At 35.1% G+C, this 498-nt stretch carries 1 protein-coding gene; it reads right to left on the reverse strand.

From position 1 onward, the window contains the following. On the reverse strand, positions 1-419 hold a 419-nt coding region (locus EGM88_RS14675), incomplete at its 3' end, for a transposase (RefSeq protein ID WP_148084094.1). Positions 420-498: the final 79 nt, after the last annotated feature.

The raw sequence follows: 498 nt of genomic DNA on the forward strand, positions 1-498 counted from the left end.
CCTGCAATCAATGTAGCTCCAATGAGCCCAAAATTACGAGCAATCTGTACGGTGGCAAAAAACACTTTTTTTATTGCTTTAGCATTATCTTTTCTAAAATTACTGATAGTGTTATGGTCGGGAGCTAAAGATTCAAGTAACCACATTACCTCAATATTGCGTCTGCATTCTTTTTCTAATTGTCTAGATGAGCGAATACGGTTCATGTAACCGTAGATGTACAACTTGAGTAAAATAGATGGATGATAAGCAGGAGGTCCGTTCTCTGTAAAATCTAAACGAAAACCAAGTTTCGCTAAGTCAAGAGAATCTACAAATTGATCTATCGACCTAACGCTGTTTTCAGATTCAATAGCATCTTCAAGAGAAATGGGAAAAAGGCAGGTCTGTTTTCGGTCTTTTCCAATAATAAATTTCATGGTTAGAAGATACGAAAAAACTGAAAAACAATGAAAATTTTACTCCATTAAAAGCAATAAGTTATTAGACAGTCTGACG

Source organism: Aureibaculum marinum (genome assembly GCF_003813905.1).
In the GTDB taxonomy this organism is placed as follows: domain Bacteria; phylum Bacteroidota; class Bacteroidia; order Flavobacteriales; family Flavobacteriaceae; genus Aureibaculum; species Aureibaculum marinum.